This window comes from Allobosea sp. 117 (genome assembly GCF_000702305.1).
Classification (GTDB): Bacteria; Pseudomonadota; Alphaproteobacteria; order Rhizobiales; family Xanthobacteraceae; genus Ancylobacter.
The window spans coordinates 161,556-187,046 of sequence record NZ_JNLC01000012.1 but is presented as its reverse complement, the minus strand read 5'-3'; the positions used below and the strand labels follow the sequence as shown (position 1 = coordinate 187,046).

Here is a 25,491-nt window from a genome sequence, read left to right as displayed (position 1 = left end):
GTAGGGGCTGATATGGAAACGGCCGTGTTCGTTCTCGCCCATCTCACCGACCCTCATCTCGGCCCCACGCCACGCGCGCGACTGCGCGAGCTTGCCGGCAAGCGCGCGCTCGGCATTTTGAACCTGCGCAATCGCCGGCGACGCTTCATCGCCTCGACCATCGAGGCGCTGATCGCCGATATCAAGGCCAAGGCGCCCGATCATATCGCGGTTACTGGCGATTTGGTGAATGTCGGCCTGCCGGCGGAATACGAGACCGGCCTTGCCTTCCTCGAGTCGCTCGGCGACGGGCACGATGTGACGGTGGTGCCGGGCAATCACGACGCCTATGTGCGCTCCACCGCCCATCACGCGCTGCTCAACTGGGGCGACTACATGCGCGGAGACGCTGCCGGCGGCGACGTCACGGCCGAGAGCGCCTTCCCGTTCGTGCGGCGGCGCGGCGAGGTGGCGCTGATCGGCGTGTCGACGGCGGTGCCGACCAATCCGTTCATGGCGACCGGGCGCGTCGGCCGCGCCCAGCTCGTGCGGCTCGGGCGGGTGCTGGACGAGCTCGCGCGGGAGGACCTGTTCCGGGTGGTGCTGATCCACCATCCTCCGTGCGGGCCGCGGGCGACGCACAAGCGGCTGATCGACGCCGAGGCGGTCCGTGCCTGCCTTGCCCGGCATGGTGCCGATCTCGTCATCTGCGGCCACGACCATCACCTGATGGTCGAGCAGATCCAAGGGCCGCACGGGCTGATCCCGGTGGTCGAGGCGCCGTCCTCGGCAGCAGGGCCGGACGACAAGCGTTGGCCCGGGGGATACAACCTCTACCGCATCGAGCGGCTGGAGGCCGGCTGGCGCTGCACCATGGAGGCGCACGGTTTCGCGCCGGGCGACCATGCGGTCGCGCTGCGCACTGTGCGGGTGCTCACGGCGCCGCCGCGACGCGCGATCTGATTGCGGGCTCAGCGCGGGATGAAGGTCAGCGCCGCGGCGGCGAGCAGCGCGCCGGCGCACAATCCGACCACCAGCGCGACGACGGCGCCGCGACGGGAGGGCGGGGCAGGGGCGTCCTCCTCCGCCTGCAGGCGTCTGGCGGCGTGCGGCAGCGGGCGCGGAGCGAGCGCCGGATCATCCGGCGCGTAGCCGGTCATCGCCTGCTCGCGGGCGATGAGGCGGCGTGCGACGTATCGGGTCACCGCATCGGCGATGTCGGTCGGGCTCGCGCTTTCGGCGAGGATACGCCGGCCGGAGCGCGTGTCCTGGATGAATCGATAGGTGCGCTTGTCATGTGCCATCGACACATGGGCCACCATGTCGATGAACAGGCGCGGCGTCGCGCCGGGCATCAGCCCGCGATCGAACATGTCGGCATGCTCGAGCGGCAGCTCGGCGAAGATCGGCTCCAGCATCTCGTTGAGCATGGCGAGGCGGGCGAGCTCGGCATCGCGCAGCTCCACCACCACGCTCGCCTGTTCGGCGGCCTCGACCCGCGCGGCGCGAAGGGCATCGCGCAGCGAGAGCGGCTGGCCGCGCGGACGCTCGGTCTCGTCCATACTACTCTACCCACGCTCCCCGGACCGGGAGGAGAGACTAGCGGGCGGCGGCCGGCTGTGCCAGATGCGGCGTGATGCGGTTCGGTGCGGAGAGGGTGATGGCGCAGACCTATGAGATTCCCAAAGGCGTGGAGGCGCTCGCCGATTACGAGGAACTCGCCCGCGCCCGCATGACGCCGGAAGGCTGGGCCTACATCGCCGGCGGCGCGGCCGACGAGCTGACCATGCGCCGCAACCGCGAAGCTTTCGACCGCATCGAACTGGTCGGCCGCGCGCTCGGCGATTTTTCCGGCGGCGGCACCACGCTGGAATTGTTCGGCGACCATTTCGATCATCCGATCTTCGTTGCCCCCGCGGCGCGCCACAAGCTCGCCTGCCCGGATGGCGAGATCGCCACGGTGGTCGGTGCTGGCGGCGCGAAGTCCGGCATGGTGGTGAGCACGGAATCCGATTTCACGCTGGAGGAGATCGCGGCGGCGGCGAAGACGCCTCTCTGGTTCCAGCTCTACATCCAGCACGACCGCGGCTTCACCCGCGAGCTGGTCGGGCGGGCGGAGCGGGCGGGTTACAAGGCACTGGTGCTCACCGTCGACGCGCCGGTGTTCGGCGCACGCAACCGCGAGCAGCGCGCCGGCTATGTGAGCCCCAAGCTCTCGGAATTCGCCAATCTGCGCGGCCTCCACACCACCCATTTCGCCCATGCCGAGCTCGGCGAAAGCCTGATGTTCAAGGGCTATATGGACGTGATGCCGCGCTGGGAGGACGTCGCCTGGCTGAAGTCCTTCACGCGGCTGCCGCTGATCCTGAAAGGCATCATGGCGCCGGAGGACGCCGAGAGGGCGATCGCCGAGGGCGCGGATGGCATCGTCGTGTCGAACCATGGCGGTCGCGTGCTGGACACGCTGCCGCCCAGCATCGATGTCCTGCCGGCCATCGCGCAGCAGGTGGCGGGCCGCGTGCCGCTGCTGACGGATGGCGGCATCCGGCGCGGCACCGATGTGCTCAAAGCGCTGGCGCTCGGCGCCTCCGCGGTGCTGCTCGGCCGGCCCTATCTCCACGCGCTCGCGGTTGCGGGGCCGGCGGGCGTCGCGCATGTGCTCCACGTGCTGCGCTGCGAGTTCGAGATGGCGATGGTGCTGACCGGCTGCCGGACGCTGGCCGATATCGGCCCGCAGGTGATCTGGCGCGGCCCGCCTCAGTACAGCGTCTCGCGGTAGCGCACGAGCATCTCCGCCTGCGTCTCGGCGGTGGCGAGGCCGAGCTGGTCGCGCAGCATCTCGCCCATGCTGGGCAAGGCATCGCGCGGGGTATGGCTCTCGGGATCCCAGGCGCGCGAGCGCATGAAAGCCTTGGCGCAGTGGAGATAGCATTCCGCCACCTTGACCTTCAGCACGGTGGCGGGCAGGCGGCCCTCCATCGCGAAGGGGAGGCGGAGCTCCTCGTCGTCGAAGATGCCGGCGGTGCCGTTCACCCGCAGCGTCTCGTCGACGCCGGGGATGAGGAAGAGCAGGCCAATGGCCGGATTGGCGACGAGATTCGTCAACGTATCCAGCCGGTTGTTGCCCGGCCGGTCGGGGATCAGCAACGTGCGTTCGTCCGCCACTTGCACGAAGCCGGGCGCGTCGCCGCGCGGTGTCACGTCGGCGCGCCCGTCCGCCCCGGTGCTGCCCACCATCACCAGCGGCGAGAGCGCGATGAAGCGCCGGCAGTGCACGTCGAGCGCGGGCAACACCTTGCGGCGGCTGCGCTCGCGCGGTTCCCCATAGAGGTTGCGCAACTGCTCGACGGTGGTGATGCGGGGCATGTCGGTCTCGCGGCGGATTCGGTTCAGTTCTTCACGACGAGCTGTACCCGATCCGCCGAGAAGCGCGCACGCGAAAACTGGATCGGGCGGCGCTGCGGGTCGCCGTTGAGGCTTTCCACCACCAGCACGGTCCGGCCGGCGGGGAGGGCGAGCAGGCGGCGCTCCTCCTCGTCGGCGAGGCGGGCGGTGATGCGGGTCTCGAGCCGCCGGTAGTCGCCGAGGCCGAGCGCCTCCAGTGCGCGGGTGACCGAGCCGGTCGCCGCCATGATGAGATCGAGGTCGCGGCAATGGGCGGCGACATACCAGTGGGTGCCGCAGGTGATCGGCACGCCGTCGGCCTCGCGCACCATATCGACGCGCAGCACCTCCTCCCCCGGCGCGATGCGCAGCGCGGCAGCGACCTGCGCGCTGGCGGGCTCGAGGCGCGAGCCGACCACCCGGCCGCTGGGCGCGCGGCCTTCCGCCGAGACGATTTCCGAGAAACGGGTGCGCGCGCCGATGGGATAGCGGATCGGCGGCTCCTTCACGAAGGTGCCGCGTCCGGGCGTCGCCTCGATGATGCCCTGCTCGGTGAGCTCGGCCAGAGCGCGGCGCAGCGTGTGGCGGTTGACGCCGAAGCGCTCCGCCAGTTCCGCCTCGATCGGCAGCCGGGCACCGGGCGCCAGCCGTTCGGCGGCGATGTCGGCTTCGATCCGCTCGGCGATCTGCTTCCACAGCGCGATGCCGCTGCCGCGCGCGATGGCATCGCTGCCGGCATCCTCGGTCGTCATCGAGCTGTTGTCGTTCGCGGGCATGTTTCTGTCCGAAAGCGCGACGGCACTATTGCCTATTTGTCTAGATCAATATACAAATCCTGCGACCTTGTCGAGAGATGTTGATGGTCCCGCCGCGACAGGTCCCGTTGCGGCTGCCGATTGCCTGTCGGGATAATTCATGAGTGTTTCCAGTGAGATTACGGCCGAGGCGGCAGCCCGTCGTCGGGTGATGGGCGTGCTTGCCGAGGCGAGGGGCGCGGAGCTCGACGCCGTGCTGGCGCAACTCGCGCCGGTTCCGCCGGCGACCGATCTCCGGGCGCCGGAGATGGGGCTCGTCATGCTGCGCGGACGTGTCGGAGGCGACGGGGCGCCGTTCAATCTCGGCGAGGCGACGGTGAGCCGCGCGGCGGTGCGGCTGGAGGGCGGTGCGAACGGCTTCTCCTACCGGCTCGGCCGCTCGCCGGCCGCCGCCCGCGCCGCCGCCGTCATCGATGCGCTGTGGCACGACGCGGCCCGGCGCGCGCAGGTCGAGGCGGCGATTGAGCCCATCGCGGCCCGGCTCGCGGCCGAGCGCTCGGAAGCGGTGCACGAGACGGCGGCCACCAAGGTCGAATTCTTCACCCTCGTGCGCGGGGAGGATTGACGTGCTTTCTCAAGCCGAAAGCGCCTCTCGCGAGGCTCTCGCGCCGGGCTTCGCCGATGCCGTCTTCGATGCGCAGGCGGCGTTCGGCGCGGTGATGTGGGCGATGGCCCGGCCGGGCCTGACTCGCGCGATGCCGGTGCATCTGGCTCCGCCTGCGCCGTTGGCGCCCGAGGCGGCGGCCGTGGCGCTGGCGCTGTGCGACTACGAGACGCCGATCTGGCTTGATCCGGCGCTCGCGGCCTCGTCGGAGGTGGCGCGCTATCTGCGCTTCCATACCGGCGCTCCACTGACCGCCGACCCCGCCGCCGCACGCTTCGCGCTGATCGCCGATCCCTCGGCCATGCCGGATTTTTCGGTCTTCGCCCAGGGTTCCCCGGACTATCCGGACGCCTCCACCACGCTTGTTGTTCAGGTGGAAAAATACCGCGACGACGGCCTTCTGCTGGAAGGTCCGGGCATCAGGGGCCGCCTCGGCTTCGGCGCCGATCCGCTGCCCGCCGATATCGCGGCGCGGCTGCGGGCGAACCGGGCGCTGTTCCCGCGCGGCGTCGATCTGGTTCTGGCCGGAGCGGGGCGCGTCGCGGCGCTGCCGCGTTCCGTGACCGTGTTGGAGGGCTGAAGCCATGTATGTCGCGGCCAAGGGCGGCGAGACGGCGATCCGCAACGCCCATAAGCTTCTCGCCAAGCATCGGCGCGGCAACAGGAGCCTGCCCTCGATCACGCTCGACCAGATCGCCTCCCAGCTCACCCTGGCTGTAGGCCGGGTGATGGCGGAGGGCTCGCTCTACGACGTCGATCTCGCGGCGCTGGCGGTGAAGCAGGCGCGCGGCGACCTGATCGAGGCGATCTTCCTGATCCGCGCCTTCCGCACCACCCTGCCGCGCTTCGGTTCTACCCTACCGCTCGACACCGGCGTCATGCTGGTGCGCCGGCGCGTTTCGGCGACCTACAAGGATTTGCCCGGCGGGCAACTTCTGGGGCCGACCTTCGACTACACGCACCGCCTACTGGACCCCTCCCTCGCGGAGGCGGAGGGTGGCGAAGAAGGCAGTGTGCCGGATAGCGCCGACGGTGGCATCGATGTGCAGCCTCCCGCGATGCCGCGCGTCACCGACCTGATCGGGCAGGAGGGGCTGATCGAGCCTTCGCCGGAGGACGATGGCGGCGAGCCGTTCGACATCACCCGCGCACCGGTGAGCTTCCCGGTCGACCGCGCCACCCGGCTGCAGACGCTGGCGCGCGGCGACGAGGGCTTCCTGCTCGCGCTCGGCTATTCCACCCAGCGCGGCTATGCCCGCTCGCATCCCTTCGTCGGCGAGATCCGCTTCGGCGATGTCGAGGTCTCGTTCTTCGCCGAGGAGATCGGTTTCGAGGTGCCGCTCGGCCGGGTGCAGGTCACCGAGTGCCAGATGGTCAACCAGTTCAAGGGCTCGGCTACCTCGCCGCCGCAGTTCACTCGCGGCTACGGCCTCGTCTTCGGGCAGTGCGAGCGCAAGGCGATGTCGATGGCCCTCGTCGAGCGGGCGCTGCGCTGGTCCGACCTCGGCGAGGAGCGCAGCGCGCCGGCGCAGGACGAGGAGTTCGTGCTCTCCCATTGCGACAACGTGCAGGCAACCGGCTTCGTCGAGCACCTGAAGCTGCCGCACTATGTCGACTTCCAGGCCGAACTCGACCTGGTGCGCCGCATGCGCCGCGAGATGGGTGCCGACGACGACATGCAGGAGGCCGCCGAATGAGCGCCGCCCCGACCGGCGCGATGCCGGCGATAACCTACAACTTCGCCTATCTCGACGAGCAGACGAAACGCATGATCCGCCGCGCGATCCTGAAGGCGATCGCCATTCCCGGCTATCAGGTGCCGTTCGCCGCGCGCGAGATGCCGATGCCCTATGGCTGGGGCACGGGAGGCGTGCAGGTCACCGCCGCCGTGCTCGGTCCCGATGACGTGCTGAAGGTGATCGACCAGGGCGCCGACGACACCACCAATGCCGTCGCCATTCGCGGCTTCTTCGAGAAGACGGCGGGTGTCGCGACCACTACCGCGACGCGCGAGGCCACGATCATCCAGACCCGCCATCGCATCCCGGAGACGGCGCTCTCCGAGGAGCAGATCCTCGTCTATCAGGTGCCGATCCCGGAGCCGCTGCGCTTCCTTGAGCCGCGCGAGACCGAGACGCGCGCGCTGCACGCGCTGGCCGAATATGGCCTCATGCATGTGAAGCTCTATGAGGACATCGCCCGGCACGGCCACATCGCCACCACCTACGCCTATCCGGTCGAGGTGGCCGGGCGCTATGTGATGGATCCCTCGCCGATCCCGAAATTCGACAACCCGAAGATGGACGACTGCCCGGCGCTGCAGCTTTTCGGCGCCGGGCGCGAGAAGCGCATCTATGCCATCCCGCCCTATACAAGCGTGCGCTCGCTCGATTTCGACGACCATCCGTTCCGCGTGCAGCGCTTCGACAAGCCTTGCGCACTGTGCGGCGCCGAGGGCGTCTATCTCGACGAGGTGATCCTCGACGATCGCGGCGGGCGGATGTTCGTGTGTTCCGACACCGACCATTGCGAGGGCCGACAGGCCGAGGGGCATGTCGGCGAGATGGGGGTGGCGGGAGGTTCCCCCTCACCCCGACCCTCTTCCCCTCGGGGAGAGGGTGTAGCAGGCGGCACTCCTCACCTCTCCCCGAGGGGAGGAGGTCGCCCCGTAGGGGCGGGCGAGGGGGCTTCCGGCGCGGAGAAATTGCCATGACCGACCAACCCCTCCTCGTCGCCGAGGGCCTTTCCAAGAACTACGGCGCGCGTATCGGCTGCCGCGACGTCTGCCTCGCCGTCCATCCCGGCGAGGTGCTGGCGGTGGTCGGGGAATCTGGTTCGGGCAAGTCGACCCTGCTCGGCCTGCTCTCCACCGAACTCACCCCGGACGCGGGCCGCGTCTCCTATCGCATGCGCGACGGGCGCCTCGCCGATCTTTCCACCCTCGGTCCTGCCGAACGGCGCCTGCTGATGCGTACGGACTGGGGTTTTGTGCGGCAGAGCCCGGAAGCCGGGCTGCGCATGGCGGTCTCGGCCGGCGGCAATGTCGGCGAGCGGCTGATGGCGGTCGGCTGGCGCCACTACGGCGACATCCGCGCCGAAGCGCTGGACTGGCTCGCCCGCGTCGAGATCGCGGCCGACCGCATCGACGACGATCCGCGTGCCTTCTCCGGGGGCATGCGCCAGCGCTTGCAGATCGCCCGCAACCTCGTCACGCGCCCGCGCCTCGTCTTCATGGACGAGCCGACCGGCGGCCTCGACGTCTCGGTACAGGCGCGCCTGCTCGACCTGGTGCGTTCGCTGGTGGCGGAGCTGGGGCTGGCGGTGGTCATCGTCACCCACGACCTAGCAGTGGCGCGGCTGCTCTCCCACCGCATGGTGGTGATGCGGCACGGGCGGGTGATCGAGACCGGGCTCACCGACCAGGTGCTCGACGACCCGCGCGAGGCTTACACGCAGCTTCTGGTTTCCTCGGTGCTGGCGGCGTGAGCGACATGACACCACTCCTTTCCGTCTCCGGCCTCTCCAAGACCTTCGTGTTGCATCTGCGCGGCGGGGCGCGGCTGCCGGTGGTGGCAGGCGCCGGCTTCGAGCTGTTCCCCGGCGAATGCGTCGCGCTCGGCGGGCCGTCCGGCGCGGGCAAGAGCTCGTTGCTCAAAATGGTCTACGGCAATTACCGCGTGGATGCGGGCCATATCCGTGTGCGTGACGAAGACCAGATCGTGGACGTCGCGAGCGCCGATCCGCGCCGGCTAATCCGGCTGCGCGCCGGGACCATGGGCTATGTTAGCCAGTTCCTGCGGGTGATCCCGCGCGTTTCCGCGCTCGACGTGGTGGCCGAGCCGCTGGTCGGCGACGGCATACCGCGCGAGGAGGCGACTGTGCGCGCCGGTGCGCTGCTCGCCCGGCTGAACCTGCCGGAACGGCTCTGGGCCCTGCCGCCGGCGACCTTCTCGGGCGGCGAGCAGCAGCGCGTGAACATCGCGCGCGGGCTGATCGCGCACCGCCCGCTGCTGCTGATGGACGAGCCGACCGCCTCGCTCGACGCCGCCAACCGGGCGGTGGTGATCGGGCTGATCGAGGAGAAGAAGGCGGCAGGCGTCGGCATTCTCGGCATCTTCCACGACGCCGAGGTGCGGGATGCCGTCTGCGACCGAGTGATCGACGTGACCGAATTCGCGGCGGCGGCGTGAGGGGAAGATGAACGAAACCGTCCTCGACAATGCCACGCTGGTGCTTACCGACGAGGTCGTCTCCGGCCATCTGGTGGTGCGCGACGGGCTCATCGCCACGATCGGGCAGGGGCGGGCCAATGTGGCCGGCGCCATCGATTTCGAGGGCGATCATCTGCTGCCCGGCCTCGTCGAGCTGCACACCGACCATGTCGAGAGCCACCTCTTCCCGCGCCCGCGAGTGAAGTGGAACCCGCAGGCCGCCGTGCTCGCCTATGACGCGCAGATCGCCGCCTCGGGCATCACCACCGTGTTCGACTCGCTGCGCGTGTGGCCGGACGACAAGGCACCGAGCATCGACGGCGAGGCGGGCCCGCTCGCGCAGATCATCGCCGCGCTCGGCGGGCAGGGGCTGCTGCGCGCCGATCACCATGTGCATCTGCGCTGCGAGGTGGCGGCCGAGCGCGTGGCGGACGACGCCGAGGCGCTGATGAGACAGGCCGACGTGCGGCTGATCTCGCTGATGGATCACACTCCAGGCCAGCGGCAGTTCCTCACCGAGACGCATTTCCGCAGCTATTACCAGAAGAAGAGCGGCATCACCGACGCCGAGATGGACGAGATCGTGGCGCTGCGGCTGCATGCCCACGAGCTCTATTCGGCCCCCAACCGCGCGCGCCTCGTCGCGCTGGCGCGCGAACGCGGCATCGTGCTGGCGAGCCATGACGACGCCACGGACGCGCATGTCGCTGAGGCGGTCGAGGACGGCGTCGCGATCGCGGAGTTCCCCACCACCACCGAGGCGGCGACCGGCTCGCACCGGGCCGGCATCCGCGTGCTGATGGGTGCGCCGAACGTGGTGCGCGGCGGCTCGCATGCCGGCAACATCGCCGCCGAGACGCTGGCGCGCGAGGGCACGCTCGACATCCTCTCCTCGGACTATGTGCCGGCGAGCCTCATGATAGCCGCCTTCGCGCTGCCGCAGCGCGTCGAGGGCATTGACCTGCCCGCGGCGGTCGCCATGGTGAGCGCCAATCCGGCGGCGGCGACCTCGCTTGCCGACCGCGGGAGGCTGGCGGAAGGGCTGCGGGCGGACCTGGTGCGCGTGCGCCTCGCCGACGGTGTGCCGGTGGTCCGCACGGTGTGGCGTAGCGGCGAACGGGTGGCGTGAAGGTTCGCGCGATGGGGCAGGACACGGTGGAGCGTGGGCAGGCGAACCGTCTCGGCGGGGCGGAGAGCGGCACCGGCGTGCTGGTGTTCGTGGTCGGGCCGTCCGGCTCCGGCAAGGACACGTTGCTCAGCTATGCGCGGGATCGCCTGCGCGGGCGCGAGGACATCCGCTTCGCCCGCCGCCGCATCACCCGGCCGGCCGAAGCCAGCGAGGATCATCTGCCGCTGGACGAGGCTGCCTTCACGCGGCAGGTGGCGCTCGGCGCCTTCCCGCTCTACTGGCGGGCCAACGGGCTGCACTACGCGCTCGGCGCCGAGGTGGCCGAGGATATCGCCGCCGGCCGCGTGGTGGTCGCCAACGGCTCGCGCGCGGCGGTGAGGCAGGCGCGGCGCAGCTTCGCGAATGTGCGGCTGGTGCTGGTGACGGCGCCGCCGGAACTGCTTGCCGCCCGCATCGCCGCGCGCGGCCGCGAAGCCGGCGAGCGGATCGAGCAGCGGCTCGCGCGGGACCCGGCGCTCGACGCGCCGCCCGATCTCACCATCGTCAATGACGGCGCGGTCGAGGCGGCCGGCGAGCGGCTGGTGGCGTTCCTGTCGGAGCTTTGAGGCCGAAGATGGCCGGCGGCGCAATACTGCCGCGAGAGCTCAAGAACTACTGACGATATTGCTGGATGCGCGTGGTGCGCAGGCCGGCGAGGCCGTGGCGGTCGATCGAGGCCTGCCAGGAGAGGAATTCCTCCGTGGTCAGCGTATAGCGCTTGCAGGCTTCCTCGAGGCTCAGCAGGCCACCACGCACAGCCGCAACCACCTCCGCCTTGCGGCGGATCACCCACCGCTTGGTTTCCGGTGGAGGCAGGTCGGCAATGGTTAACGGACTGCCGTCCGGCCCGATGACGTATTTCACCCTCGGGCGATAGGGTTCGGTCATGGTACGCTCACTAAAGACACCCAATCGACTATGAACCCTACGCGAGAGCGATGAATATTTCCCTAAGCGAATCACGGTTCTTTGAGCGGCTTGCTCGTAGAAATTTATTAATAGTTGCGAAACGACTCGTTTACTTCTGAATTCAAACTAAAATCGTTAACGTGCTAATTTTGCATTGCAGCGCGGCAGCCCCGCGCGCTCAGATCGGCGGCACGGTGCCGTTGCGTCCGACATTGAGGCGGCTGGCGGTCAGCGTGCCGTCGTCGGCGCCGCTGTAGCCGGCGACGATGTGGGCGCCGGGCACCAGCAGGCTGCGGTCGCCGGGCTCCAGGCTCACCACCGGCGCGTCGGGCGGGACGAAGATCGTCTGCACGCCGCCGTCGCCGTATTTCACGGTCATGGTGCGGCCCTGCGTCATCACCACGTCGCCGACCGTGCCGTTGGTCATGGTGGTGCCGGCGTCCGTGCCCCACGGGCGGTGGCCTTCGCCGGTGCCGCGCAGCGCGGGCGGGAAGACGTGGACCTCCAGCGCCTCGAGCGTGCCGTCCGGCCGGGACACGGCGGCGCTGCCGACATAGCTGCCCGGCTTGATCGCGGCGGGATCGAGGGCGGTGACGCCCATGATGCGCAGGTTGTCGGGAAGCACCAGCGCCAGCGGTTTGCCCGAGGCGTCGGTGACGTCGAGACGATTGCCGTCGAGCGCCACCACGGTGGCGGCAAGCCGCGCCGCCGGAGCCGACTGTGCGACGGCGGCTCCGCAGCCGAGCAGCAGCGCCAGGGCAACGAGCGGGGCGGGCCGCAGGCGCGCGGCATGGCGGTGGGGCGGGTGCGGATACGGGGCGAGCATTAGTAGTCCTCCATTCCAGCAATGCGGATGTTGGCGCCATCAAAGGCCGCGGGCGGCAAAATGCCCAGCCAACTGAGGCGCGCTCCGCATCACATCCCGGAGATGAGGCTTGCCGCATCGGCGCGCCGTCCGGACCTTCCCGCACGGGCGGGTTCCGTGAAGCGCCGCACCGTCCTATATAGAGAGCACCGCGTCCCAGTATTCACCGCAAGCGTTCCGATGATCCGCCTCGACGACGATGACCGCAGCCCCAGCCAGACCCGCGTGGTCGTGGCGATGTCGGGCGGCGTCGATTCCTCGGTGGTCGCCGCGCTCTATGCCGAGGCGGGCTACGACGTGGTCGGGGTGACGCTGCAGCTCTACGACCATGGCGAGGCGATGCACCATCGCCCCGGCGCCTGCTGCGCAGGGCAGGATATCTATGACGCGCGCATGGTCGCCGAGAAGCTCGGCATCCCGCATTACGTGCTCGACTATGAGAGCCGCTTCCGCAACGAAGTGATCGAGCGCTTCGCCGATTCCTATGCCGCCGGCGAGACGCCGATCCCCTGCGTCGACTGCAACCGCACCATCAAGTTCCGCGACCTGCTCGACACCGCGCGCGATCTCGGCGCCGATGTCCTGGCCACCGGCCACTATGTCACCAGCCGGCCCCTGCCCGGCGGTGGGCGGGGGCTGTTTCGCCCGCTCGACGAGAGCCGCGACCAGAGCTACTTCCTCTACGCCACCACGGCCGAGCAGGCGCGCCTGCTGCGCTTCCCTCTGGGCGAGACCACCAAGCCCGAGGTGCGCGCGCTGGCCGAGCGCTTCAGCCTCAAGGTCGCCGACAAGCCGGACAGCCAGGACATCTGCTTCGTGCCGAACGGCCACTACACGGCCATCGTCGAGAAGCTGCGCCCCGAGGCGGCCGAACCGGGCGAGATCGTGCATCTCGACGGGCGGGTGCTCGGCCGGCACAACGGGGTGATGCGCTACACCATCGGCCAGCGGAAGGGACTCGGCATTCCCTCGCATGAACCGCTCTACGTCATCGGCATCGACGCGGCCGCGCGGCGGGTGCTGATCGGCCCCCGTTCGGCGCTCGGCGTCTCGGTGGTGCGGATCGGCGATGTGAACTGGCTCGGCGACGAGCCGCTCGACGAGGCTGTCGAGGGCGAGCGCGAGATCTTCGTGAAGGTGCGCTCGACCCGTTCTCCGGTGCCGGGGCATCTGGCGCGGGAGGCGGACGGCGCGGTGGCGGTGCATCTGCATGCGGCGGAGGAGGGCGTGGCGCCCGGCCAGGCCTGCGTCCTCTACGCGGACGGCGAGGCGAATGCGCGGCTGCTCGGCGGCGGCGTCATCCGGCGCGCCCGCGAGGGCTTCACGGCAGTGACACGAGGGTCGACGATAGTGCCGGCCGACATCCATCCGGCCTGATTCGCTTAGACAAAATAGAGCGTTGGGGGGAAGCATGACGACCGATCTCGACCGTGCCACCGTCGAGGAGGCCTATGCCCGCTGGGCGCCCGTCTACGACGTGGTGTTCGGCGCGGTGTTCGATGCCGGCCGCAAGGCGGCGATCGCGGCGGCCGAGCGGGTGGGCGGGCGCATCCTCGAATTCGGGGTCGGCACCGGCATCGCCCTGCCGCTCTACAGGCGCCACAACCGCCTCGTCGGCGTCGACATCTCCGAACCCATGCTGCAGAAGGCGCGCGAGCGGGTGGAGAAGGACCGGCTCGACCATGTCGAGGGCCTCTACCTCATGGACGGCGCGCAGATGGGCTTCGCGGATGCGAGCTTCGACGTCGTGATCGCGCAGTTCGTCATCACCGTGGTGCCGCAGCCGGAGGAGACGCTGGACGAGATGGCCCGGGTGCTCAAGCCCGGCGGCGAGATCGTCCTGGTCAATCATCTCGGCGCGGAGGACGGGCCGCGCGCCTCCTTCGAGCGCTGGTTTGCCCGCAAGGCGCGCAAGCTTGGCTGGCGCCCGGAGTTCCAGTTCGCCCGCCTGCAGGAATGGGCGCGGAAGAACGGCACCGTCGAGATGCCGATCGCCCGCAATGTCGGCCTCGGCGTCTACACGCTGGTGCGTTTCCGGAAGAAGGCGGAGGCCGGTGCCGACGAGGGCAGCGACGCGGTGGCGCTGGCGGGGTGAGGCCGTTTATGGCACGCCCTGCGAGCTTTCCGATGGATCGCGCGGTTGCAGCCGAGATCAATCAGCGCATCGAGAAGGCGATGAGCGATATGTTCGTCGCCATTGATGATTTGCGCGAGACGTTGGACGAGGTAGCCTTCAAGAAATTGACAGGTGATCTCTGCAACATCGTGTTCGACCTCGACTATTATGTGCTGGAGCCCATTTACCGCGAGCATCCGGATTTGCGCCCGCCGGATATGGGGCCATATCCGGCGCCGGGCGTCTGTAGGTTTCGGGACGTCGACTAGCCGAGGGGTCGCGAGCTACTCCTTCACCACCCAGTTCCGGCTCCCCCGGCGAAGTCGGCGCCGACAAGGCCGGCTTCGACGGCCGTCATGGCCGGACATGTCTCCGGCCATGGGCGGCAGCTTCGGCTCAGGCCGCCCGCAGTTCCTCGGCTCTCCTGAGCGCGGCTTCCAGCGCCGGCTCGCGCAGGCCCGCCGAGATGCCCTCGGCGACGATGAATTCCGGCGCGGTCACGCCGATGAAGCCGAAGATGAAGCGCAGATAGGTCTCCGCGTGCTCGGCCGCGGTGGCGAAGGCGGGGTCGGAATAGACGCCGCCGCGCGCGAGCGCCACGATGACGCGCTTATCGCCCGCGAGCCCCGCGACCTTGCCGTCGGCGCCATAGCTGAAGGTCTTGCCCGGCACCAGAATGCGGTCGATCCACGCCCGCAGCTGGGTCGGGATCGAGAAGTTGTACATGGGCGCGCCGATCACCACGATATCGGCGGCTAGGAATTCCTCCAGCGCCTGTTGGCTGGCGGCATCGCCCGTGCCGCCCGAGAGCGGATGGTCTGCCGGCATGCTGGCGGGCGTGGCGTGCGGCAGCGGTTCGCGGGCGAGATCGCGATAGGTCACCTCGATGCTGGGATCGGCGAGGCGGAGCCGCGCGACGGCGGCGGCGCTGACCTGCCGGCTGACCGAGTGATCGCCGAGGATGCTGGAATCGATATGAAGGAGCTTCATTGGGTCCATGCCAAAGGTTGCGACTGGTTACGTTTTGTGACCAGTTACGTTTTGTGACTGGACTAACTATGTGCCTGCCCCTATGTGGTGCAAGAAGGCACATTTTCTGTACTGGAGCACACGCAGGTGACTGCCCATCACGAGGGGCTCATGCATGGCGACTGCGCGCGGGTGAGCAAGATTCTCGCGCGTGTCGGCGACAAATGGAGCGTGCTGATCGTCATGCTGCTGAGCGACGGGCCGCGGCGCTTCAACGAGATGAAGCGCCTAGTCGGCGGCATTTCCCAGCGCATGCTGACACTGACGCTGAGAGGGCTGGAGCGCGACGGGCTGGTGAAGCGCACCGTGTTTCCCACCGTGCCGCCGCGCGTGGACTACGAGCTGACCGAGCTGGGACGCTCGCTGCGCGAGCCGGTGGTGGCACTCGGAGGCTGGGCGCAGCGCCATCTCGACGAGATCGACGACGCGCGGGCGCAGTTCGACGCGCGCTGCGCTGCCGAACGCGGCAAATCCTGACCCTCTCCTCGGCGCCGGGCAAACAAGACGGCGCCCGACACTCCCCGCTCACCCGCACGGCAAGGGCGGCAGGTGCTTCTTCACTGGCGACGACTGGACGAGCGCGGTGTTGGTCATCGCACAGGGATGATCTGGTCGATCAGCCGCTCCAGATCGCCATGTCGCGGATGCCGCGCGAGAGCTTTGCCTTGATGCTGGCCCTGCTGCCAGCGACGGCGATCGGCTTGCTCGTGCTCGGGCCGGTGTCAGGCATGCGGGACATTGCCGGCGTGCTCCTCCCTCACCACTCCAATTCCGGCCCCACCGGTACGATTCCCGTCGGGTTGATGGTCTTGTGGCTCTCGTAATAGTGCCGCTTGATGTGGGTGAGGTTCACCGTCTCGGCGACGCCGGGCAGGTGATAGAGCTCGGATAGGAAGCGCTGCAGGTTCGGGTAGTCGGCGATGCGGCGGATGTTGCACTTGAAGTGCCCGACATAGACCGGATCGAAGCGCGCCAGCGTGGTGAACAGGCGGATATCCGCCTCGGTGAGCTGGTCGCCCGTCAGCCAGCGGCGTGTGGAAAGCCGCTCCTCCAGCGCGTCCAGCGTGGCGAAGAGGGCGCTGACGGCCTCCTCATAGGCTTCCTGCCGCGTCGCGAAGCCGGCCTTGTACACGCCGTTGTTCACCTTGTCGTAGATCTCGGCGTTGAGCGCGTCGATCTCCGCCCGCAGCGGCGCGGGATAATAGTCGTGCCGATCATCCGTGAAGGCGTCGAAGGCCGCGTTGAACATGCGGATGATCTCGGCGGATTCGTTGTTCACGATGGTGCCGCGCAGCTTGTCCCACAGCACCGGCACCGTGACGCGGCCGGAGAAGTGCGGATCGGCTGCGAGATAGACCTCGTAGAGCCGCTGCCTGCCGAGCACCTCGTCGGCCGTCGCGCCCTCGGTGCGGCGCTCCGCATGGTCGGCGAAGACCCAGCCTTCCTCGCCCATGAAAGGATCGACCACCGAGACGGAGACGACACTCTCCAGCTTCTTCAGCCTGCGCATGATGAGGGTGCGGTGCGCCCAGGGGCAGGCATAGGAGACATAGAGGTGATAGCGCCCGGCTTCCGCCGGGAAACCGCCTTCGCCGCTCGGCCCGGCCGCGCCGTCAGGCGTCACCCAGTTGCGGAAGCGGGTGACGGTGCGCACGAAGCGTCCGCCCGTGCTCTTGGTATCGTACCACTGGTCCGACCATTTGCCGTCGACGAGTAATCCCATGGCGTCCTCCCTGATCCTCCCCAAGCTAGGGCGAACCGGCGCGGATGCCAGCCATTCCCGCTTGCGCGGAGCGGGAGATGCGATTGCGAGGGTGCAGGGAACCGGCGCATGTTCGCTTCGCAGTGTGGATGGAGGAGCGCCATGGACCGATTCACGGGTGGTTGCCTGTGCGGCGATATCCGGCTTGTGGCGACGGGGCGTCCCTATCGGGTCGGCCTTTGCCACTGCCTCGACTGCCGCAAGCATCACGGGGCGCTGTTTCACGCATCCGCGGTGTTCCCCGAGGATGCGGTGAGGATCGAGGGCGAAACACGCGGCTATGCCGGGCGGTTCTTCTGCCCGCGCTGCGGCTCGTCGGTGTTCGGGCGCACCGGCGACGAGGTCGAGGTGAATCTGGGCGCGCTGGACGCCTCCGACCAGCTAACGCCGACCTATGAGCTCTGGACCATACGGCGCGAGTCCTGGCTGCCGCCGTTTCCGCTCGCGCGACATTACGAGCGCGACCGCGACGGCGCGAGCCGCTTCGAGGAATAGACCGTACGGACGGCGAAAGGGCTATCTAGAGCCGTTTCCAGTAGAGCCGCGTGCCGGTGAGGCCGCCATGGGGCTTGAAGGCGTAGTCCGGAATCTCGCCGGCGAAGACGAAGCCGTGTCTCTCATAGAGCCCCGCTGCACCGCCGTCGCTCGCGGTGTCGAGCACAAGGTGCGTGCGGCCGCGTTCGCGGGCGATGCGTTCGGCCGCGGCGAGCAGCGCGCTAGCGACGCCGCGCCTGCGAAAGCTAGGCAGCGTCATCATCTTGGCGATCTCGGCGCGGTGCGGCTGGTTCGGCGGCAGGGCGAGCAGCAGGGTGACGGTGCCGGCCAACTCGGTGCCTATGAAGGCGCCGAGCACCACGCGCTCGCCCCGCGCGGCGCTTTCGAGCGAGTTCTCCCAAAAGGCGCGCGCCTGCGCCGCATCGAGCGGGTGCATGAAGCTGACCGAGCCGCCGGCCGCAACGGTTTCGACCAGCAGCGCGCCGAGGGCTTCCACGATGGCGGAATCGGGCAGGAGCGGGCGGATGGCGAGGGCGTCGTCGGCGTTCATGGCGGCTCAGATGCGGGTGAGGGCGACGATGTAGGTGCACGGGGCCTCGCCCTCATTGGCGAACACGACCTCCGCGGGCGGCCCGAAGCCGAGGCAGTCGCCGGCGGCGAGCTCATGGCGCCCGCTGCCTTCGGCGACGACCAGCGTGCCGGAACGGACCTGCAGGATCTGGCGGATATTGGCGTAGGAGGAGGCGGGCAGGGTGACGCGCCCTCCGGGCGGCATCTCGACCTCTACCAGCTCTACCGGATGGTCCGGCCGGGCGAAGACCTGCCGGCGTACATAGCCGCTGGCCGGATCGCGCCAGACCGGCTGGTCGGCGGCGCGTGACAGCCTCTCGCCGCCCTCGGCGCGCAGCAGAAGACCGGCGAGTGTGAGATCGAAGGCGCCGGCGAGCCGCACCAGTGTCACCGCCGTCGGGCTCATCTCGCCGCGCTCGATCTTGCTGATGGTCGCCTTGGAGACGCCGGAACGGGCGGCGAGATCGGCCAGCGACCAGCCTCGCGCGTCGCGCTCCAGGCGCAGGCGGCGGGCGAGACGGATTTCCGTATCGTCAATTATGTTAGACATTCGTATTCTATACGAAACGATCAATGTCCCAGCAAGCCGGATTCCCGCGCTGCATTGCGTTGCGACCGTCTCGACCTCGGCCCACGCCTGTGCTATCCGGCCGCACCCTTCAGGATCACGGTCATGATGTCCCGGCCGATTCAGCGACGACGAGACGAGCGAGCCCGCGCGGCGCATATGCGCCTGCGTGATTTCGCCTGTCCGCGCCGGCGACGTTGAGGAAACGGTCGCTCGGCGTGGCGTCCTGCCGTCGCCCTGTCGCCCGAGTGCCTCAATGACCGAGCTTTCCGTCTCCATCCTGCACGAGAAACCCACCGACGACGCCGCCATCGAGCGGCTGGTCGCGCGCACCTTCGGCCCCGGCCGGTTCGCGCGCACCGCCTATCGGCTGCGCGAGCGCAACCCGCATCGGTTGGATCTCTCCTTCACCGCCTATATCGGCACCATGCTGGTCGGTTCGGTGCGGCTGACGCCGATCACCATCGGGCCGGCGCCGGCGCTGCTGCTCGGCCCGCTCACCGTCGAGCCGCCGTTCCGCTCGCACGGCATCGGCCGGCGCCTCGTCGAGCGCGCGCTGGAGGCGGCGCGGGCGCAGCTCGACGGCGGGAGTGCCGCAAGGCTCGTGCTGCTGGTCGGCGACGAGCCCTATTACGGGCGCATGGGCTTCAGTCGGGTGGGGCGCGGCAAGGTCAGCCTTCCGGGCCCGGTCGATCCCGATCGTGTGCTGGTCTGCGCGCTGGACGGGGGCGGCGTTGCCGATGTCGCCGGTCCGGTGCGCAAGGCCTATGCTGAGGCGGTACCGCGCGCGGCGGAGTAGCCTCGTGCGAGAGTTTTCGCAGCACCGGCCCGGTTCGGACCGGTGCTGCGGCAGGATAGGGCGCGTGCTCGGGAGGTTCGCTTGCAGGGCGAAGAGCTGAAACTGATCCTGTGCCGTATGGCGCCCGGCATGTCGCTGACCGTTCCCGACGAGTGGATCGATAAGCACATCGCGGGCACCAACGCCTCCCGTGCGGCGCTGGTGAAGGAGATCGCCCGGCAGCATCTGTGCTCCTGCCGGCAGAATTACGGGTCGCAGACCTTCGAGAAGCAGGAAGTCCCGTTCACCGGCTGACGAGCGCGTCTCACGGGAAAGGACGGATGGCGGTCGAGGAATCTACCGCCCCTCGCGCGCCCACGCGGCAGCGATTCCGGCCATCAGGATGAGCAGGCCCGAGAGCCCGGCGAAGAGCGGGAACAGGCCGAGGCCGCGCACCACCGACACGTCGCGCATGGCGAGGCCCATCCAGTCCTCGCCGGCGAAGCGCTCGCCCGAGCGCACCGCGACGACGCGCGGCACGCCGCCGGAAAGGTCCGCCATGCGCCAGACGCCGCCATTGGTGGCTTCCGCGATCGGCTTCAGCACCTCGGTGTTGGAGGTGACCTCGGCGAATTCGCGCGGGTTCAGCGGGCCGACATTGACGAGGGCGGTGAGCGCGCCGTCGTTCGCCCGCCACAGGCCGAGCGTGTCGGCCGGGAAGGTGGCGCGGAACAGCCCCGGCGCGGCGGAAGCGAGCGTCAGCGAACGGGTCTGGCCGGTGGGCGTGGTGATGGTGACGGGCGAGACGGCGTCGCCCATGGTCTGGCGCTCGACCACGATGTCGCCGCCATGCGCCGTCATGCGCAGCCTTTCCTCCTCGAGGTCCGGCTCCTTCATCAGCCAGTGCGAGAGGCGGCGCAGCAGGTCGATATAGGGTCCGCCGCCCTCATAGCCGCGCGCCCACAGCCAGATATGGTCAGAGAGCAGCAGAGCGACGCGCCCCTCGCCGACCCGGTCGAGCAGCAGCACCGGGCGGTTGCCCGGGCCTTCGAGCACGCTGGTGCCCTTGGCGTTCACCGTGTCGACGACGCGGAAGAAGCGGCTCCAGTGCGGCGGGTTGCTCTCCGAGCCCGGCAGAGCGCGGGTCACCGGATGGCGCTGGCCGAGCGGGGTCAGCGCGGCGCGGTAGGGCTGCTCGGCCATGGTGCCGGTGGGCTCGGCAGGCAGGATGGATTCGAGCGGCGTCTGGAAGATCGAGCCATCGGAGATGTAGTCAGCGCCGGCGGCGACCAGCACGGCGCCACCCTCGCGCACATAGCGCACGATGTTGTCGAAATAGATCATCGGCAGCACGCCCTGCTGGGCGTAGCGGTCGAAGATGATCAGGTCGAAATCCTTGATCTTCTGCTGGAACAGCTCGCGGGTCGGGAAGGCGATCAGCGAGAGCTCGTTGATCGGCGTGCCGTCCTGCTTCTCCGGCGGGCGCAGGATGGTGAAGTGGACGAGGTCGACATTGGCGTCGGACTTCAACAGGTTGCGCCAGGTGCGCTCGCCGACATGCGGCTCGCCGGAGACGAGCAGCACGCGCAGCTTGTCGCGCACCCCGTCGATCGACACCGCCGCGCGGTTGTTGACCGGGGTCAGCTCGCCGTCCAGACCGGCCGCCTCGATCTCGACGATGTTGGCGCCGGCATGGGTGATCTCAATGTCGACATTGGCCGGCTGGCCGGCGGTGACGATGGGGCGCGCCACCACCTCACCGTCGCGGCGCACGGTGACGCCGACGCGCGCACCGGCAGGAGCGCCCTCGTCCTCGACGCGATAGCCGACGGTCTGGCGCTGGCCGACAATGCCGAAGCGCGGGGTCGAGGTCAGCGCGACGCGGCGGTCGCGCTCGCCGGCATGGCCGGAGACGATGGCGTGCACCGGCGCGCGGAAGCCGAGTGCGGCGGCGGTCGCCGGGATGTCGTGGACGCGCCCGTCGGTCAGGAAGATGGCGCCGGCGACCCGCTCGGGCGGCACGTCGGCGAGCGCGGTGGCGAGCGCGCTGAAGAGGCGCGTGCCGTCGACGTCGCCGGCGCCCCCGCCGGCATCCACCCAACGCACCTCGGCGCCGGCCAGGCGGTCGAGCCGCGTCTTCAGCTCGGCGCGGGCGGCCTCGGTCATGGCGATGCGGTCGCCGAACTGCTGGCTGGCACTCTTGTCGACCACCACGGCGACGACGGTCGAGAGCGGCTCGCGCTCCTCGCGGGTCAGCGAGGGGTTGGCGAGCGCCAGCACCGCGAACGCCAGCGCGAGCGCGCGGAAGATCGCTCCGCGGGAGCGGGCGGCGAGCACCAGCACCGCGACGATGGCGGCGGCGACGCCGGCGCCGATCAGCCAGGGCAGCGGGACGAGCGGATCGAAGGCGAGGCCGAGATTCATTGCCCGAGCCTCTCAAGCAGCGCGGGGACGTGGACCTGGTCGGCCTTGTAGTTGCCGGTCAGCACGTACATCACGAGGTTGACGCCGGCGCGGTAGGCCATCTCGCGCTGGCGCGGCTCACCGGGCGACATCGGCAATAGCGGCTCGCCGGTATCGGACAGCGCCCAGGCGCCGGCGAGGTCGTTCGAGGTGATGATGACCGGCGAGACGCCGTCGCCGGCGCGGGCCGGACGTTCCTCGCCGTCTTCTGGCGCTGGCAGGGCCTCGACCCAGGTGGCGCCGCCGGAGAAGCGGCCGGGGAAGTCGCGCAGCAGGTAGAACGCCTTGGTGAGGACGTGGTCGCGAGGCACCGGCTCCAGCTCGGGCACGTCGAGGCCGGCGAGGATCGCCCGCAACGCCTCGTTGGCTGCCGAGCTGGCGCCGTTCGAGCCGGGCAGGGTGGTCTCGGCGTCCTTGGTGTCGAACAGGATGGTTCCGCCCTGCTTCATGAAGGCGTCGATACGGGCGAGCGCGGCCGGCGAGGGCTTCGGCGCGCCGGGCAGCACCGGCCAGTAGATCAGTGGGAAGAAGGCGAGCTCGTCGCGCGCCGGGTCGACGCCCATCGGCTCGCCGGCCTCCAGCGCGGTACGCTGGCCGAGGAACTCGGTAAGACCTTTCAGGCCGGTGCGGCTGACCTCATCGGTCTCCGCGTCGCCGGTGACGATATAGGCGAGGCGGGTCGAGCTGGTCGCCTTCACCGCGAAGTCGTCGTCGGCCGGCGAAGGCTGGGCCACGGAAGGTGCCGGTGTCTGCGCGGCGGCCGGCGGCGCGCCCTGCGCGCGGACAGGCGACGGCTGGCCGGAGGCGAGGCCGACCGCCATCAGGCCGGCGAGCGCGGCGGCTGCGGCGCGGCGCGGGAACAGGCGAGCGAAGCCGCCGGCCAGCAGGAAGACGATCAGCGCGTCGACGATGAGCAGGCCGAGCAGCGCCAGCAGGAACGGACCGCGCAGGTCGCGCGGGGCGACGTCGCGATAGGGCTCGACGCGGCCGAGGCCCGAGAGGTCGAGCTTCGCCAGCCGGTCGCGCGGTAGCAGCGCGTTCACCGCGACGAGCCCTTCCGGCGGGCCGTAGAAGCCGGGCGGATGGTCGGCGGTGGCGCGGCCATTGTAGCCGACCGGGATCGCCTTGGCGGTGGGCGGGGTGGAACGGAAGGCGCCGAAGCCGTCCAAAAGGCGGGTCGGGGCGATGCTCTCGCCGGTCGCCGCCACGCTTTCGCCCTCGACGCCGGCCTCCGCGGCGCTGCCGCCGCCGAGCGCCACGACGCGGCGCAGCATGTCGACGAAGGCGCCCGAGAGCGGCAGGTCCGACCATGTGGTGTCGGCGGTGACGTGGAACAGCACCAGCATGCCCTTGCCGCGCCGCTCGCCGGTGACGAGAGGCGTGCCGTCGGTCAGCGTCGCCCAGGTGCGTTGGCCAAGCAGGGCGTCCGGCTCGGCGAGCACCTGGCGCTGCACGGTGACGTCGTTCGGGACGGCGACGTCCCGGAACGGCCCTTCGGCCGAGAAGCCGCCGAGCTTCTGCGGCTGCTCCCAGGAGAGCGAGCCGCCGAGCACGCGGCCGCCGCGGCGGAGCACGACCGGCACGAGATCGTCGGAGGCATTAGCAAGGCGCGGGCCGGCGAAGCGGACCAGCACGCCGCCGCCCTCGATCCAGCGCTGCAGGCGCTGATGCGTCTCCGGCGGAATGGTGCCGATGTCGGACAATACGATGACCGGCAGCTTTTGATCGATGAAGCGCTCGATGCTTTCCGATGAGGCGCGGCCCTCGGAGAGGCGCAGGTCGGCGAAGGGCGAGAGCGCGCGGGTCAGATAATAGGACGGCGCGAGAAGCGGCTGGCGCTGGTCGGCGCTGACGCCGGAGACCAGCCCGACGGTGCGGCGGCGCCAGCGCTTGTCGAGCAGTTGCACGGCGCCGGCCGAGGCCTCGCCGACGATCTCCAGCCGCGCGATCTCGTTGCGGATCTCGACCGGCAGGTCGAAGCGCGCCTCGGTCTCGCTGGCACCCGGCTCGAAGCCGAACGGCGCCTCGCCGAGCGCGAGGCCGCGCATGTCGAGCGCGCGCACCGTGCCGTCGCGGGCGGTGATGTCGCGGTCGGCGCGCAGCACCTTCACCGTCAGCGCGTCGACCGCGTTGTCGGCGGCGGCGAGGGCGAGTGGTTCGGTGATGCCTCCGGCCATTGTGGTGACGGGCCGGTCGCCGAGCACGCGGGCGAGATCGGCGGCGATGTTCTGCTCGCCGTCGAGCGCGACGGCGTCGGACAGATAGACGAGGGAGGCGTCCGGCGCGGCGGCGAGCGCCTTTTCGAGGCTGGCCAGCGCCGCCTGCCGGTCGGGTGCGTTCGGCACCGGGGCGAGGGTGCGCAGCCGGTCGCGCGCCTCGCTCGGGCGCAGCACGCGCGGCTCCAGCGGTGGCTCGCCGGTGGGAATGAGGATGATGCCGCGACCGTCGAGGTCGGCGTCGGCGACGACACCCTCCGCGCCCATGCGGCGGGTCTCCCAGGTGGAGGCGGCGGGCCAGCCGGAATCGATCAGCAGCACCACCGGGCCGGTGGCGGCGGGGCCGGCGACCGGCGGATTCCAGATCGGTCCGGCGGCGGCGAAGATGACGAGGGCGGCGAGCAAGAGGCGCAGCGCGGTGAGCCACCAGGGCGTGCGGGCCGGTGTCTCCTCCTTCGGCGGGATGTCGAGCAGCAGGCGGGTCGGGGCGAAGGCCATGCGGCGCGGCCGCGGCGGCACCAGGCGCAGCAGGAACCACAGCAGCGGCAGGCCGACCAGCGCGCCGAGGATCAGCGGCGTCGAGAAGGCGAGCGGAAACGACCCGAACAGCCCCATCATGCCACATTCTCCTTTCCTGCCGGCGTCAGCATGGCCAGCGGCACGCCGCCGCTCATGCGGGCGTGCAGGGCGAGCAGCAGCTCGCTCGCCGGCCGGTCGGTGCGGTGGACGATGAAGGTCCAGCCGTGGCGCTCGGCCTCGTGGCGGATGGCGGCGCGGTGATGGGCGACGCGGGCGACATATTCCTCGCGCACCGTCTCGGCGCGCCCGATGGTGAGCGCGGTGCCGCTTTCGGGATCACGGAACTCGATGCGGCCGGAGAAGGGGAAAGTTTCCTCGGCCGGGTCGCAGACCTGCACCACATGGCCGTGCGCGCCGGAGGCGGACAGGCTGTTGATGCTGGCCACCACCTCGGGGGTCGGGCTCCACAGGTCGCCGAGCATCAGCACCTCGGCGAGCGGGGAGGGCGCGAAGGCGGGCGGCAGGCTCTGCGGCAGGCTTGGCGCGTGGACCAGCGCCTCGGCCATCTTCTCGACGATGGCGCGGCTCGCCGAGGGACGCATGACGCCGGGAATGCCGACCCGCTCGCCGCCCTTCACCAAGAGCTCGGCGAGGGCGAAGGCGACAACGAGGGCGCGGTCGCGCTTGGTCTCCCAAACCAGAGGCGAGGCGAACACCATCGAGGCCGAGAGGTCCGGCCAGATCCACACGGTGTGGGCGGCCTCCCATTCGCGCTCGCGGACATAGAGATGGTCGTCGCGCGCCGAGCGGCGCCAGTCGACGCGGGTCGAGGGCTCGCCGTCGACGAAGCGGCGGTACTGCCAGAAGTTCTCGCCGGAGCCGGCGCGCCGGCGCCCGTGCAGGCCGTGATAGACGCTGGCAGCGATGCGGCGCGCCTCCAGCACGAGCCGGGGCATGGCGGCGACGAGACCGGCCGCGTCCTGCGCCGCGCTGCGCACGGCACTATCGGCGTCTAGCTCCACCCGTGCGGACCTCCATCT

General features: G+C 69.9%; 29 protein-coding genes and 1 pseudogene. 18 read left to right on the top strand and 12 right to left on the bottom strand.

The window, feature by feature from the left end:
• Window positions 1–24: 24 nt before the first annotated feature.
• Window positions 25–942 carry a metallophosphoesterase family protein gene (locus U742_RS0110105; protein WP_029352593.1) on the top strand — a complete coding sequence of 306 codons (918 nt, stop codon included), beginning with the start codon at window positions 25–27 and terminating at the stop codon, window positions 940–942.
• An 8-nt stretch (window positions 943–950) separates the two neighbouring features.
• Here the strand turns inward: U742_RS0110105 and U742_RS0110100 are convergent, their stop codons facing one another.
• Window positions 951–1,541, bottom strand: a complete 591-nt coding sequence (locus U742_RS0110100; RefSeq protein WP_029352592.1) for a hypothetical protein — start codon at window positions 1,539–1,541, stop codon at window positions 951–953.
• A gap of 98 nt (window positions 1,542–1,639) precedes the next feature.
• Between U742_RS0110100 and U742_RS0110095 the strand changes: the two genes are divergently transcribed.
• The gene (locus U742_RS0110095) at window positions 1,640–2,758 is read left to right on the top strand and encodes an alpha-hydroxy acid oxidase (RefSeq protein WP_029352590.1); all 1,119 of its coding nucleotides are present in this window, start codon (window positions 1,640–1,642) and stop codon (window positions 2,756–2,758) included.
• Here U742_RS0110095 and U742_RS0110090 read toward each other — a convergent pair.
• A complete protein-coding gene (locus U742_RS0110090) occupies window positions 2,737–3,345 on the bottom strand; it encodes a pyridoxamine 5'-phosphate oxidase family protein (protein WP_029352588.1) in 609 nt (202 codons plus the stop codon). The two genes, U742_RS0110095 and U742_RS0110090, sit on opposite strands and share 22 nt — an antisense overlap.
• 23 nt (window positions 3,346–3,368) lie before the next feature.
• A complete protein-coding gene (gene phnF, locus U742_RS0110085; protein WP_029352586.1) occupies window positions 3,369–4,139 on the bottom strand; it encodes a phosphonate metabolism transcriptional regulator PhnF in 771 nt (256 codons plus the stop codon).
• Between the two features lie 139 nt (window positions 4,140–4,278).
• Here phnF and phnG point away from each other — a divergent pair, with 139 nt between their 5' ends.
• The 8 genes from phnG to phnN are packed head-to-tail and all read left to right on the top strand — an operon-like array spanning window position 4,279 to window position 10,727.
• Complete coding sequence (gene phnG / locus U742_RS0110080) at window positions 4,279–4,743, top strand: phosphonate C-P lyase system protein PhnG (RefSeq protein ID WP_029352585.1); 465 nt, start codon at window positions 4,279–4,281, stop codon at window positions 4,741–4,743.
• 1 nt (window position 4,744) lies between these two features.
• Window positions 4,745–5,362, top strand: a complete 618-nt coding sequence (gene phnH, locus U742_RS0110075) for a phosphonate C-P lyase system protein PhnH (protein WP_029352583.1) — start codon at window positions 4,745–4,747, stop codon at window positions 5,360–5,362.
• A gap of 4 nt (window positions 5,363–5,366) precedes the next feature.
• Complete coding sequence (locus tag U742_RS0110070) at window positions 5,367–6,479, top strand: carbon-phosphorus lyase complex subunit (protein ID WP_029352581.1); 1,113 nt, start codon at window positions 5,367–5,369, stop codon at window positions 6,477–6,479.
• Window positions 6,476–7,495, top strand: a complete 1,020-nt coding sequence (locus U742_RS0110065; protein ID WP_248310323.1) for an alpha-D-ribose 1-methylphosphonate 5-phosphate C-P-lyase PhnJ — start codon at window positions 6,476–6,478, stop codon at window positions 7,493–7,495. The genes U742_RS0110070 and U742_RS0110065 overlap by 4 nt, the downstream gene beginning before the upstream one ends.
• Window positions 7,492–8,268: a phosphonate C-P lyase system protein PhnK gene (gene phnK, locus U742_RS0110060; RefSeq protein ID WP_029352577.1), complete on the top strand. Its 777-nt coding sequence runs from the start codon at window positions 7,492–7,494 to the stop codon at window positions 8,266–8,268. Before U742_RS0110065 ends, phnK begins: the two co-directional genes overlap by 4 nt.
• Before the next feature lie 5 nt (window positions 8,269–8,273).
• Window positions 8,274–8,972, top strand: coding sequence for a phosphonate C-P lyase system protein PhnL (gene phnL / locus U742_RS0110055; RefSeq protein WP_029352575.1), 699 nt, complete (start codon window positions 8,274–8,276; stop codon window positions 8,970–8,972).
• A 7-nt stretch (window positions 8,973–8,979) separates the two neighbouring features.
• A complete protein-coding gene (locus U742_RS0110050) occupies window positions 8,980–10,122 on the top strand; it encodes an alpha-D-ribose 1-methylphosphonate 5-triphosphate diphosphatase (protein WP_029352573.1) in 1,143 nt (380 codons plus the stop codon).
• The gene (gene phnN, locus U742_RS0110045; protein ID WP_248310322.1) at window positions 10,119–10,727 is read left to right on the top strand and encodes a phosphonate metabolism protein/1,5-bisphosphokinase (PRPP-forming) PhnN; all 609 of its coding nucleotides are present in this window, start codon (window positions 10,119–10,121) and stop codon (window positions 10,725–10,727) included. Before U742_RS0110050 ends, phnN begins: the two co-directional genes overlap by 4 nt.
• Before the next feature lie 46 nt (window positions 10,728–10,773).
• On the opposite strand, the gene U742_RS0110040 is transcribed toward phnN, so the two are convergent.
• Together U742_RS0110040 and U742_RS0110035 are read right to left on the bottom strand one after the other, a co-directional pair.
• On the bottom strand, window positions 10,774–11,049 hold the full coding sequence (locus tag U742_RS0110040) for a CtrA inhibitor SciP (RefSeq protein ID WP_029352570.1): 276 nt from the start codon (window positions 11,047–11,049) through the stop codon (window positions 10,774–10,776).
• A 199-nt stretch (window positions 11,050–11,248) separates the two neighbouring features.
• Complete coding sequence (locus tag U742_RS0110035) at window positions 11,249–11,896, bottom strand: hypothetical protein (RefSeq protein WP_051661019.1); 648 nt, start codon at window positions 11,894–11,896, stop codon at window positions 11,249–11,251.
• Between the two features lie 219 nt (window positions 11,897–12,115).
• On the opposite strand from U742_RS0110035, the gene mnmA reads away from it, so the two are divergent.
• From mnmA to U742_RS0110020, 3 genes are read left to right on the top strand one after another with little or no spacing between them, the layout of a single operon-like run.
• Window positions 12,116–13,312 carry a tRNA 2-thiouridine(34) synthase MnmA gene (gene mnmA / locus U742_RS0110030; RefSeq protein WP_029352566.1) on the top strand — a complete coding sequence of 399 codons (1,197 nt, stop codon included), beginning with the start codon at window positions 12,116–12,118 and terminating at the stop codon, window positions 13,310–13,312.
• 34 nt (window positions 13,313–13,346) lie between these two features.
• The gene (locus tag U742_RS0110025) at window positions 13,347–14,030 is read left to right on the top strand and encodes a class I SAM-dependent methyltransferase (RefSeq protein ID WP_029352564.1); all 684 of its coding nucleotides are present in this window, start codon (window positions 13,347–13,349) and stop codon (window positions 14,028–14,030) included.
• 8 nt (window positions 14,031–14,038) lie between these two features.
• A complete protein-coding gene (locus tag U742_RS0110020) occupies window positions 14,039–14,320 on the top strand; it encodes a hypothetical protein (protein WP_156034190.1) in 282 nt (93 codons plus the stop codon).
• Between the two features lie 127 nt (window positions 14,321–14,447).
• Here U742_RS0110020 and U742_RS0110015 read toward each other — a convergent pair whose 3' ends face one another.
• Window positions 14,448–15,041: an FMN-dependent NADH-azoreductase gene (locus U742_RS0110015; RefSeq protein ID WP_029352560.1), complete on the bottom strand. Its 594-nt coding sequence runs from the start codon at window positions 15,039–15,041 to the stop codon at window positions 14,448–14,450.
• 150 nt (window positions 15,042–15,191) lie between these two features.
• Here U742_RS0110015 and U742_RS0110010 point away from each other — a divergent pair, with 150 nt between their 5' ends.
• Window positions 15,192–15,557: a winged helix-turn-helix transcriptional regulator gene (locus U742_RS0110010; protein ID WP_051661018.1), complete on the top strand. Its 366-nt coding sequence runs from the start codon at window positions 15,192–15,194 to the stop codon at window positions 15,555–15,557.
• Window positions 15,558–15,706: 149 nt separating this feature from the next.
• Window positions 15,707–15,904 (top strand): annotated as a pseudogene (locus U742_RS23545) (hypothetical protein); the annotation flags it as partial.
• On the opposite strand, the gene U742_RS0110000 reads toward U742_RS23545, so the two are convergent.
• Window positions 15,838–16,803, bottom strand: coding sequence for a glutathione S-transferase family protein (locus U742_RS0110000; protein WP_029352556.1), 966 nt, complete (start codon window positions 16,801–16,803; stop codon window positions 15,838–15,840). The pseudogene U742_RS23545 and the gene U742_RS0110000 sit on opposite strands and share 67 nt — an antisense overlap.
• Before the next feature lie 141 nt (window positions 16,804–16,944).
• Between U742_RS0110000 and U742_RS0109995 the strand changes: the two genes are divergently transcribed.
• A complete protein-coding gene (locus tag U742_RS0109995) occupies window positions 16,945–17,337 on the top strand; it encodes a GFA family protein (protein WP_029352555.1) in 393 nt (130 codons plus the stop codon).
• Between the two features lie 25 nt (window positions 17,338–17,362).
• Here U742_RS0109995 and U742_RS0109990 read toward each other — a convergent pair whose 3' ends face one another.
• Together U742_RS0109990 and U742_RS0109985 are read right to left on the bottom strand one after the other, a co-directional pair.
• A complete protein-coding gene (locus U742_RS0109990) occupies window positions 17,363–17,887 on the bottom strand; it encodes a GNAT family N-acetyltransferase (RefSeq protein ID WP_029352553.1) in 525 nt (174 codons plus the stop codon).
• Window positions 17,888–17,893: 6 nt separating this feature from the next.
• Window positions 17,894–18,457 carry a helix-turn-helix domain-containing protein gene (locus tag U742_RS0109985; protein ID WP_029352551.1) on the bottom strand — a complete coding sequence of 188 codons (564 nt, stop codon included), beginning with the start codon at window positions 18,455–18,457 and terminating at the stop codon, window positions 17,894–17,896.
• Between the two features lie 274 nt (window positions 18,458–18,731).
• Between U742_RS0109985 and U742_RS0109980 the strand changes: the two genes are divergently transcribed.
• Together U742_RS0109980 and U742_RS0109975 are read left to right on the top strand one after the other, a co-directional pair.
• Complete coding sequence (locus U742_RS0109980; protein ID WP_029352549.1) at window positions 18,732–19,274, top strand: GNAT family N-acetyltransferase; 543 nt, start codon at window positions 18,732–18,734, stop codon at window positions 19,272–19,274.
• A gap of 81 nt (window positions 19,275–19,355) precedes the next feature.
• Window positions 19,356–19,568, top strand: a complete 213-nt coding sequence (locus tag U742_RS0109975; RefSeq protein ID WP_029352547.1) for a hypothetical protein — start codon at window positions 19,356–19,358, stop codon at window positions 19,566–19,568.
• Between the two features lie 42 nt (window positions 19,569–19,610).
• Here the strand turns inward: U742_RS0109975 and U742_RS0109970 are convergent, their stop codons facing one another.
• The 3 genes from U742_RS0109970 to U742_RS0109960 are packed head-to-tail and all read right to left on the bottom strand — an operon-like array spanning window position 19,611 to window position 25,473.
• Complete coding sequence (locus U742_RS0109970) at window positions 19,611–21,677, bottom strand: membrane protein (protein ID WP_029352545.1); 2,067 nt, start codon at window positions 21,675–21,677, stop codon at window positions 19,611–19,613.
• The gene (locus U742_RS0109965) at window positions 21,674–24,550 is read right to left on the bottom strand and encodes a DUF4159 domain-containing protein (protein ID WP_029352542.1); all 2,877 of its coding nucleotides are present in this window, start codon (window positions 24,548–24,550) and stop codon (window positions 21,674–21,676) included. The genes U742_RS0109970 and U742_RS0109965 overlap by 4 nt, the downstream gene beginning before the upstream one ends.
• Window positions 24,547–25,473 carry a DUF58 domain-containing protein gene (locus tag U742_RS0109960; protein ID WP_081852931.1) on the bottom strand — a complete coding sequence of 309 codons (927 nt, stop codon included), beginning with the start codon at window positions 25,471–25,473 and terminating at the stop codon, window positions 24,547–24,549. Before U742_RS0109960 ends, U742_RS0109965 begins: the two co-directional genes overlap by 4 nt.
• Window positions 25,474–25,491: the final 18 nt, after the last annotated feature.

Coding starts and splice junctions, on each gene's coding strand:
- U742_RS0110100 (WP_029352592.1), bottom strand. CDS start 1,541: ATGGACGAGACCGAGCGTCCGCGCGGCCAGCCGCTCTCGCTGCGCGAT.
- U742_RS0110095 (WP_029352590.1), top strand. CDS start 1,640: ATGGCGCAGACCTATGAGATTCCCAAAGGCGTGGAGGCGCTCGCCGAT.
- U742_RS0110090 (WP_029352588.1), bottom strand. CDS start 3,345: ATGCCCCGCATCACCACCGTCGAGCAGTTGCGCAACCTCTATGGGGAA.
- phnF (WP_029352586.1), bottom strand. CDS start 4,139: ATGCCCGCGAACGACAACAGCTCGATGACGACCGAGGATGCCGGCAGC.
- phnG (WP_029352585.1), top strand. CDS start 4,279: ATGAGTGTTTCCAGTGAGATTACGGCCGAGGCGGCAGCCCGTCGTCGG.
- U742_RS0110070 (WP_029352581.1), top strand. CDS start 5,367: ATGTATGTCGCGGCCAAGGGCGGCGAGACGGCGATCCGCAACGCCCAT.
- U742_RS0110065 (WP_248310323.1), top strand. CDS start 6,476: ATGAGCGCCGCCCCGACCGGCGCGATGCCGGCGATAACCTACAACTTC.
- phnK (WP_029352577.1), top strand. CDS start 7,492: ATGACCGACCAACCCCTCCTCGTCGCCGAGGGCCTTTCCAAGAACTAC.
- phnL (WP_029352575.1), top strand. CDS start 8,274: ATGACACCACTCCTTTCCGTCTCCGGCCTCTCCAAGACCTTCGTGTTG.
- U742_RS0110050 (WP_029352573.1), top strand. CDS start 8,980: ATGAACGAAACCGTCCTCGACAATGCCACGCTGGTGCTTACCGACGAG.
- U742_RS0110040 (WP_029352570.1), bottom strand. CDS start 11,049: ATGACCGAACCCTATCGCCCGAGGGTGAAATACGTCATCGGGCCGGAC.
- U742_RS0110035 (WP_051661019.1), bottom strand. CDS start 11,896: ATGCTCGCCCCGTATCCGCACCCGCCCCACCGCCATGCCGCGCGCCTG.
- mnmA (WP_029352566.1), top strand. CDS start 12,116: ATGATCCGCCTCGACGACGATGACCGCAGCCCCAGCCAGACCCGCGTG.
- U742_RS0110025 (WP_029352564.1), top strand. CDS start 13,347: ATGACGACCGATCTCGACCGTGCCACCGTCGAGGAGGCCTATGCCCGC.
- U742_RS0110020 (WP_156034190.1), top strand. CDS start 14,039: ATGGCACGCCCTGCGAGCTTTCCGATGGATCGCGCGGTTGCAGCCGAG.
- U742_RS0110015 (WP_029352560.1), bottom strand. CDS start 15,041: ATGAAGCTCCTTCATATCGATTCCAGCATCCTCGGCGATCACTCGGTC.
- U742_RS0110010 (WP_051661018.1), top strand. CDS start 15,192: ATGCATGGCGACTGCGCGCGGGTGAGCAAGATTCTCGCGCGTGTCGGC.
- U742_RS0110000 (WP_029352556.1), bottom strand. CDS start 16,803: ATGGGATTACTCGTCGACGGCAAATGGTCGGACCAGTGGTACGATACC.
- U742_RS0109995 (WP_029352555.1), top strand. CDS start 16,945: ATGGACCGATTCACGGGTGGTTGCCTGTGCGGCGATATCCGGCTTGTG.
- U742_RS0109990 (WP_029352553.1), bottom strand. CDS start 17,887: ATGAACGCCGACGACGCCCTCGCCATCCGCCCGCTCCTGCCCGATTCC.
- U742_RS0109985 (WP_029352551.1), bottom strand. CDS start 18,457: ATGTCTAACATAATTGACGATACGGAAATCCGTCTCGCCCGCCGCCTG.
- U742_RS0109980 (WP_029352549.1), top strand. CDS start 18,732: ATGACCGAGCTTTCCGTCTCCATCCTGCACGAGAAACCCACCGACGAC.
- U742_RS0109970 (WP_029352545.1), bottom strand. CDS start 21,677: ATGAATCTCGGCCTCGCCTTCGATCCGCTCGTCCCGCTGCCCTGGCTG.
- U742_RS0109965 (WP_029352542.1), bottom strand. CDS start 24,550: ATGATGGGGCTGTTCGGGTCGTTTCCGCTCGCCTTCTCGACGCCGCTG.